Raw genomic sequence first — 8,322 nt, 5'->3', positions numbered from 1 at the left:
CAAACCCTAGTTAACCTTTTGGCAATTGCTCGATGACTAAAAATAAAAGAGTGCTGATTTTAGGGGGAACGGGGGAAGCGGCGGCATTAGCGGCTAAAATTGCGGCAATTCCGGGTATAGATGCCATCGCTTCCTTTGCCGGTCGCACGAGAGAACCGATTACTCTCACAACTCCTTCTCGCCGGGGGGGGTTTGGTGGTGCCGCCGGGTTAGCCAATTATCTACGCCAAGAAGGCATTGATTGTTTAATTGATGCCACCCATCCCTTTGCCGCGCAAATTTCCTTTAATGCCGCTCAAGCCGCCTCGGATTGTGGTATTCCTCGATTAATGTTAAGTCGTCCAGCTTGGGAAAAAGTATCTGGAGATAATTGGATTGAAGTAGAAAACAATCAAGCGGCGGCGAATATTTTACCCGGGTTAGCACCGCGAATATTCCTCACTATTGGTCGGCAAGAACTGGCCAGTTATGCACATCTAAACAATATCTGGTTTTTGATGCGGATGATTGACCCACCGGCAGCGGATGCCATCGTACCGGTTGGAAAATTATTGTTGGAACGGGGGCCTTTTTCTTTGCAGTCAGAGCGCTCTCTTTTGCAAGAATATAAGATTGGGGCGATCGTGAGTAAAAATAGCGGCGGTGATGCCACTTACGCCAAAATTATCGCCGCTAGAGAGTTGGGAATAACCGTGGTCATGGTGCAACGTCCACCTGTACCTGAAGGAGAAAAAGTGGCGGATGTTAAAAGTGTCCTGGCATGGTTAGAAAAAAGATGGCTCTCTTGATTTTTCTGGGAAAATTCTCAGTAAGGTTGGCTGAATAAATGTGAAATATAGACGAGGTAAGGGGTTTGGGGGCCTGTTTGGCGAAGCAGCTGCAAGATTTTCAAGTTCTGTAAGGGCGAAGCATTCGGGCAATAACCTATCGCTGAAACCATAGATTTTCTATCCGAATGCTTCGCCCCTACTTTTTGCCGCAAACCCTAAGTAGTCGTGCAAAATTAATTTCCCAGTCGAGAGGGTTGATGGGAGACAGCTATCAGTTATCATACTAAATCCGTTGAGTAACGCACAGAAAACGGGTTTCTCGGAGAAACCCGTTTTCTACTCATGCACTCATGCAAAAAGGGGAATAAATAATCAGTCTTTAATAACCAGATTTAGTATCAGATGTTATTTTTCAGTTCACTGATTACTGATCACTGATCACTGAAAAGCTTCCCACCCAATCTAGGAAAATTACACTTTCACCACGTTGCTAAAAGAGATTTTCAGGTAATCATCTTCCATTTTTGCTCCGGAAGGTTTCAGGGCTGCTAAAGCTTGGGGTAAGACTAAATTACGACGGTGATTACCGATGCGAATATTTAACTCGTCTCCAGTTTTATTTAGCTGTATTTGTTCCTTGGGTATGCCGGGTAAATATAATTCCAGACTGTAATGATTTTCCTGTTGAACTACCCGAATGGTGTTTTCTTGGTAATAAACCTTAGTCGGATCCTCCCCAGCAAAAAGAGTTTCTTTCAGTCTTTCCAAAGCGGGTAAACCACACATTTCTTCCGAGTAGAGAGGAACTTCCTTAACCGGTAAGGGATGAAAATTATCGTAAATTTCCTGTTTATAACCCTGTTGATTTTCTTTCCAACGAGCAAAGAAAGGATCGGTTACTTTGTCGGGAATAATCCGATTAGCAATAATCAAATCGGTGGAAACATTATAGAGACTTAGGTAGGCATGGGCGCGTAAAGACTCCTTAATCACCATTTTTTCGGGGTTTGTCACCAAACGTACCGAGGTTTGAGTATTATCGGTCAAAACCTTTTCTAAAGCCTCGATCTGCTCATAAAACTCGTAGGGAGCGTCCATAACTTCCTTGTCCGGTAGGGAAAAACCGGCGATCGGTCGAAAAAAGGGTTCCACCAGTGGTCGCAATGCCACCGACATTCCCTGTAAAGGTTTGTAAAATCTTCTCATGTACCAACCGCCCACCTCTGGCAAACTCAACAATCGTAAAGCTGTCCCCGTGGGTGCGGAATCGATAATCAACACATCATAAGTACCCTCATCGTAGTGGCGTTTCATGCGAACTAAGCCGAAAATCTCATCCATTCCGGGTAAAATCGCTAATTCTTCCGCTTGCACTCCATCTAAACCCCTAGCTTGCAATACCTGAGTAATGTAACGTTTTACTGCGCCCCAGTTGCCTTCCAATTCCATTAGTGCATCTAATTCTGCCCCCCAAAGATGGGGACGTACCAAACGAGGATCGTGACCTAATTCGAGATCGAAACTGTCAGCGAGAGAGTGAGCGGGATCGGTGCTGAGAACTAGGGTTTTATAGCCAAGTTCGGCGCAGCGGAGTCCTGTAGCGGCGGCGACGGAGGTTTTACCCACGCCTCCTTTACCGGTCATGAGAATTACACGCATGGGGGCTGATTCTAAGAAAATTTACATTACTTATTCTTATTATGACGGGAAAGTTAACAAATTGAGGACAAGAATCAGCATTCTTGGCTAGAAAATTCCACTCCCCGACCATCACCCCGGGGAATTAGGCTCTGTTCAAAAAATTGCTGACAGCGATTTTCGGCATCAGCGACGAGAACTTTGGCAAAATGACCGTTTTCGAGAACTTCTTGCCTCGGACGTTGTTCGTAGGCATAGATAATCAAAATATCTCCGGGTTGACAGAGCAGCGCCGCACCACCGTTGGGGCAAATTTCCCCAGTTTGGCCGGGAAAAACGTAGGTGGAAAAGCGCTTACCATTGCTAAGATTGACCACATCCACCTCTTCAAGGGGCAAAATACCGACCCGCTCAATCAATTCTCGATCGATAGTGATACTGCCGACATAATCGACGTTAGCCTCGCTGACGCGCACTCGATGGAGTTTGGCGTGCATTAATCGAATTGTTCCCATGTATTTTTTCCTATTTCCCCCAATTACTTCAATTATTATGCTCTCCCAGTGGGAATGTTTACTAAAAAATCTCGGTCAATGGCAAGGTTCTTTTACCCGTCTGTCTCCCCAAGGCGATCTGATCGAAGATACCCCGACTTTGGTATCTTTGCAAGGCGTTAATAATAATCGATCAATTCGTCAATTGGTCCGCCGTCTCTACAGCGATCGAGCGCCAGAAGATTTGATTTTAGAGTATAGTTCTCTCCATCAGGGTATTCTATTTAGCCAGACGGGAGCTTTTTGCCAAGGTTCTCTATATTTTAGTAGTTTTTCCTCACCATTCGGGGCAGAATTTGGGTTAATCTCTGGAGAAAGACGATTAAGAATCGTACAGTTATTTAATGAGCGCTGTGAGTTCGATCGCTTGACTTTAATTCGGGAAAAGTTAGTGGATTCTCAGTCACCAGAAAGACCGATGTTATCGGTGGAGCAATTACTGGGTCAATGGCGAGGACAGGCGGTGACAACGGGACGCGATTTTTATAATTCTGCTGCCTATTCTACCCATATATCGATCGAGCGTCAGGGGGATAATTATCTCTCGCAAACTTTGACTTTTGGTGATAGTCAAATTACTTCTAGCGCTCGGATTGAGGGACAAAGATTGTTGTTTGAAAATAGTCCGCTGCCGATTCAAATCCTGCTGCTGCCCGATGGAGCCTCCTGTAATACACCTCTGAAAATTACTGCCGGTCATCGTTTTGTTTTAGAGGTGGGTTGGTTACTTTCTCCTACTCAAAGACAGCGCTTAATTCGTTCTTATAACGAGAAGGGAGAATGGACAGGTATTACTCTGGTGACAGAGGAAAAAGAAAGCTATTAGCCGTCAGCCGTCAGCTAGATTGATAATAAAAAGGAAATTGACTAATTACACTGAAAAATATAGCGTTTCTGATCAAGATGAATTATAACTGGATTTGGCATCGTCTCCTTGCTCGGAGACTTCCCAAAACAACAACTTTGTACTTCACCAATAAGATAACTGCGATAAGAAACTGAATGCTAAGGGCTAATTTATATAAGCAAAATTTATCAAAATCCCAATATACTTGAGAAGATTTAAATTTACATTCCTTCATCTTTACTTTTCTTAAAAAATAATTGAGAAAAATTCCTATTTGTCAACGAGATTGCAATAGTTACAGCCCGCTGCTAAAATCTAAGAATTGGGTTACTCTGTGCATTTTTAGTCCTTGTGCCTTGAAACCCTTACCACGTCTAGGATTACTAATTAGTCCCCGGTAAAAACTTGCCAATTGCTCCTTTGACGAAAAAGATCTTTTGCCAAAAATATGTGTACTTATGTTAAAACGAAAAAGTTTTTTTGACAAAATGTACCAGATATGCTGCGAGGAAAGTATCCAGATTAGCTACTGGGGGTGGGAAACTGTTAACTATCTAGGGTTTGCGGCAAAAAGTTGGTTGGTGGGGGCGGGGGTGTGGAAGGAACCACAGAGACACAGAGGACACAAAGATTGATCACTCCTATATAGGGCTTGCTGAAAAAGTTTTTCTTGGGGGCAGGGTGTGGGGTGTAGGGTGTGGGGTGTAGGGTTTTACCCATTTTCAGGTGGTCAATTACCTAATTTTCAGGGAAAAAGTCCAGGGATTTTCCCCCTGATCACTCCAATCCCTGGCACTTTTGGATTTCAGAAAAGCCTAAAAATCTGATCCAACAAGGTTTTTAGATTTATTCAGCCAGTCCTACCTTTTATTTGTCAGATTGATTGGATATGTCTAGGTTTTGCACGATCAATCAAGGGACCAGTATCTTTAACCAAAAAGTAAATTATGGAGGATTTCTAAACGCCGGTCATCTTCACGAACAATAGCACCATAATAATTTTTTTTATTCTCTAGCCAGAGTAATTCAAACTCGATCGCCTTTGGCAAAGCTAAACTGAAATTATCCAAAGCTTGGGGACAATCAAAGATAACTTTGCGCGTCTCGAAGCGGTCAAAATGTCCTTGGCAGAACATTTTGAAAAACGGTAAAGAATGCAGTGACACCCCACCCCCAATGGCAACAGTCAAACCGGCAGCCTTAGCTTTTTTTGCCAAAGGTAAAGCCAGAGCCAAAACTTGCTCGCTATTCACATCCTGGCGGGTTAATCCCAAAGAACAGGCTAAATCCATCCGTCCGATGACGATACCATGGAGAGATTTTATCTCTGGAATCGCCAACATTTCCTGAAAATTCTCACAGGCAGTAATCGTTTCGATATTAACTAATAGCTCCACATCTTCCACCCCTTGATCAGCTAAAACCCTCCTAGCTGCCCGCAGATATTTTTGTAAAGCATAGGCTGTTTCTACCATGGGAGCAATCAAGCGATCGACTCCTAAATTGACCGCATCAAAGATATCTCTCATCGCTTCGCAACCGGCGATTTTCAGATTAAAATCTACCCCCGCTTTCAGACTAATTTCTTTCAACCGCATCGCTTCCGTCAATCGGGTTCCTTCCGTCTCGAATTCCGCTTTTACCCCCGAAACATGGTGATCTTCCCTGAGTTCTCTTAACAGTTCCACCATTTTTTTTTCTAAGGAATTCATGATTTTAATCGTTGAAAATCGGTAACTGCTAGATGAGCCTTGTTGATTATAGCCGATCCGCGAAAAGCCGATAGCTGAGGACTAAGTAGGTAGGTGTTAAAAATTGTCAGATGCCCTCTTATTCAGGAGGGATTAAGGGGGTGCCGATCCCACCTTATCAAGGGTGGCAAGGGGGATCGAACCCAAAATCTATCTTCAATTTAATTAAAACCAGCTACTTAGGAGACCATAAAAATACTCTAAACAAAGGGACAAGAGCGACAAAATACCGGCATAATGAACAAGGCCGTCTGATTTTTTTCTGGCCACATCCTTTCTATACTACATTCGTAATATAAGTAATTCTCTAGTTAGACTATGCGAACTCACTACTGTGGCGACCTTAGCGCGATCGAAATTGAAAAAAGTGTCACCCTCTTCGGTTGGGTCGATCGTCGTCGCGATCACGGTGGCGTTATTTTTATCGATCTACGGGATCGCAGTGGTATTGTCCAGATCGTCAGTGATCCCCAACGAACCCCCGCTTCCTACCCGATCGCTGAAACCGTCAGAAACGAGTATGTCATCAAGGTGACGGGAACAGTCAGTCAAAGGCCTACCGAATCCCTTAACCCGCGCATTGCCACCGGAGAAATCGAAATTTACGCCACTAGCATCGAGATTCTCAACGGGGTTACTAAACAACTGCCTTTTGTCGTCTCCAGTTCCGAAAGTGAATCGGTCCGGGAAGATGTGCGCTTGCGATACCGCTATCTAGACCTACGCCGGGAGCGTATGAGTCAGAATTTACAACTACGTCACCAAGTTGTCAAAGAAATGCGCCGTTTTCTCGAAGATGAACAGCATTTTATCGAAGTGGAAACGCCAATTTTAACTCGATCGACTCCCGAAGGGGCGCGGGATTATCTGGTTCCTTCCCGTGTCAACCCGGGCCAATGGTACGCTTTACCTCAATCACCGCAACTATTTAAGCAATTATTAATGGTGTCGGGAATGGATCGCTACTATCAAATCGCCCGCTGTTTCCGCGATGAAGATCTGCGCGCTGATCGTCAACCGGAATTTACTCAGTTGGATATGGAGATGAGTTTTCTCTCCTTAAGTGAGATTTTAGCCCTCAATGAGGCTTTAATCGCTCATATCTTCAAAAAAGTCAAAAATATCGATATAAGCCTACCCCTGCCCCGTTTAACCTATGCTGAGGCTATGGATCGCTATGGGGTCGATCGCCCTGATACCCGTTTTGGCTTGGAATTGGTCAATGTGGCGGAGATTTTTGCCGATTCGGGATTTAAGGTGTTTTCAGGTGCGATCGCTAGTGGGGGAACGGTGAAAGTTTTACCGATTCCCAACGGTAACGAGGCGATTTCCAACGTCAGAATCAAACCGGGTGGGGATTTATTCAAAGAAGCCACCGATGCGGGTGCGAAGGGAATTGCCTACATCCGCGTGCGCGAAGACTACGATTTTGATACCATTGGTGCGATTAAAGATAACCTGACAGAGGCACAAAAACAGGCTTTAATCGAGAAGACTGGCGCAAAACCGGGGCATCTGCTCTTATTTGGGGCAGGAGATACCGATACAGTCAATAAATCCCTATCCCGCCTACGCTTAGTTTTAGGGGAACAATTGGGATTAATTGATGCCGATAAAATCAACCTCCTCTGGGTGACGGATTTCCCGATGTTTGAATACAACGCCGAGGAAAAACGCCTAGAAGCATTGCATCACCCCTTTACTGCCCCTAATCCCGAAGATTTAGACGATCTAGCCCACGCTCGCGCCCTAGCCTACGATATGATTTTTAATGGTATTGAAATCGGTGGCGGCAGTTTGCGGATTTATCAACGGGAAGTACAGGAAAAAGTCTTCGCCACCATCGGTCTATCCCCAGAGGAAGCCTATAATAAATTCGGCTTTTTGTTAGAAGCTTTTGAATACGGAACCCCTCCCCACGGTGGTATCGCCTACGGTTTAGATCGCTTGGTGATGTTGTTAGCAGGAGAAGAATCGATTCGCGATGTGATTGCTTTCCCGAAAACCCAGCAAGCTAGTTGTTTACTCACTTCTGCACCTTCAACAGTGGCAGCGAAGCAATTAAAGGAATTATCCGTTGCTTCTACCTACAAACCGCCATCCTAAGATTAGGGTGGGCATTGCCCACCTAATTTTTAAAAGTCTGTTGACACTAAGTTAAATTCTTTTCTGCTACAGAGTCCTCCCAGCACCGCACACCACCCGAAAACCGCCGAAGTCGTAGTAGTCGCGGCGGCGGGGGCTGCCGCGGCGGAAAGCGGAACGGCAGTTAATTGGAAGGCTGAACCAAGAACCGCCCCGCAGAGGAGAACCATTATCATTCCGATTTTCTATCCAGACACTGCCATCCGTCGGCGCACCATCATAGTTATAGTGCCAAGTATCGGCGCACCATTCCGAGACATTGCCGTGCATATCGTACAGTCCGAAGGCATTGGGGGGAAATTGTCCCACGGGAGTTGTTTCGTTTTGATATTCTCCATCCGGTTCTTCAGCATAGGAATTATAGGCATTATAGTTAGCCAATTCCCCCGTAATGGTTTCCCCAAAGTAAAACGGGGTGGTGGTTCCAGCACGACAAGCGTACTCCCATTCTGCCTCACTCGGTAGTCGATATTCCCGTTTTGTTTCCCTTGATAGTCGTTTACAAAATTCCGTTGCTTGATACCAGTTGACGCTTTCTACGGGTAGCTCATCCCCTTTGAACTTAGAAGGGTTTGTCTCTAGGTCGATGTCTATTTTAGCGGTTGCGGCGATCGCTT

At 45.0% G+C, this 8,322-nt stretch carries 7 protein-coding genes; 3 read left to right on the top strand and 4 right to left on the bottom strand.

The window, feature by feature from the left end; translation table 11 throughout:
• Nucleotides 1–32: 32 nt before the first annotated feature.
• Nucleotides 33–788: a cobalt-precorrin-6A reductase gene (locus PX636_RS10575; protein ID WP_288117084.1), complete on the top strand. Its 756-nt coding sequence runs from the start codon at nt 33–35 to the stop codon at nt 786–788.
• Nucleotides 789–1,241: 453 nt separating this feature from the next.
• On the opposite strand, the gene PX636_RS10570 is transcribed toward PX636_RS10575, so the two are convergent.
• Together PX636_RS10570 and panD are read right to left on the bottom strand one after the other, a co-directional pair.
• Nucleotides 1,242–2,429, bottom strand: a complete 1,188-nt coding sequence (locus tag PX636_RS10570; RefSeq protein WP_002758246.1) for a TRC40/GET3/ArsA family transport-energizing ATPase — start codon at nt 2,427–2,429, stop codon at nt 1,242–1,244.
• A 74-nt stretch (nt 2,430–2,503) separates the two neighbouring features.
• Nucleotides 2,504–2,923 carry an aspartate 1-decarboxylase gene (gene panD / locus PX636_RS10565; RefSeq protein WP_288117083.1) on the bottom strand — a complete coding sequence of 140 codons (420 nt, stop codon included), beginning with the start codon at nt 2,921–2,923 and terminating at the stop codon, nt 2,504–2,506.
• Nucleotides 2,924–2,960: 37 nt separating this feature from the next.
• Here panD and PX636_RS10560 point away from each other — a divergent pair, with 37 nt between their 5' ends.
• Nucleotides 2,961–3,788 carry a DUF3598 family protein gene (locus PX636_RS10560; RefSeq protein ID WP_288117085.1) on the top strand — a complete coding sequence of 276 codons (828 nt, stop codon included), beginning with the start codon at nt 2,961–2,963 and terminating at the stop codon, nt 3,786–3,788.
• A gap of 950 nt (nt 3,789–4,738) precedes the next feature.
• Here PX636_RS10560 and PX636_RS10555 read toward each other — a convergent pair.
• On the bottom strand, nt 4,739–5,521 hold the full coding sequence (locus PX636_RS10555) for an aldolase/citrate lyase family protein (protein WP_288117082.1): 783 nt from the start codon (nt 5,519–5,521) through the stop codon (nt 4,739–4,741).
• A gap of 357 nt (nt 5,522–5,878) precedes the next feature.
• On the opposite strand from PX636_RS10555, the gene aspS reads away from it, so the two are divergent.
• Nucleotides 5,879–7,666, top strand: coding sequence for an aspartate--tRNA ligase (aspS, locus tag PX636_RS10550; protein WP_288117080.1), 1,788 nt, complete (start codon nt 5,879–5,881; stop codon nt 7,664–7,666).
• Nucleotides 7,667–7,732: 66 nt separating this feature from the next.
• Here the strand turns inward: aspS and PX636_RS10545 are convergent.
• Nucleotides 7,733–8,322 (bottom strand): formylglycine-generating enzyme family protein (locus PX636_RS10545; RefSeq protein WP_288117079.1); only part of this gene is annotated, 590 nt, incomplete at its 5' end.

Source organism: Microcystis sp. M53598_WE2 (assembly GCF_030067735.1).
Lineage (GTDB): Bacteria > Cyanobacteriota > Cyanobacteriia > Cyanobacteriales > Microcystaceae > Microcystis > Microcystis aeruginosa.
This window is presented reverse-complemented; position numbering and strand designations above follow the sequence as displayed.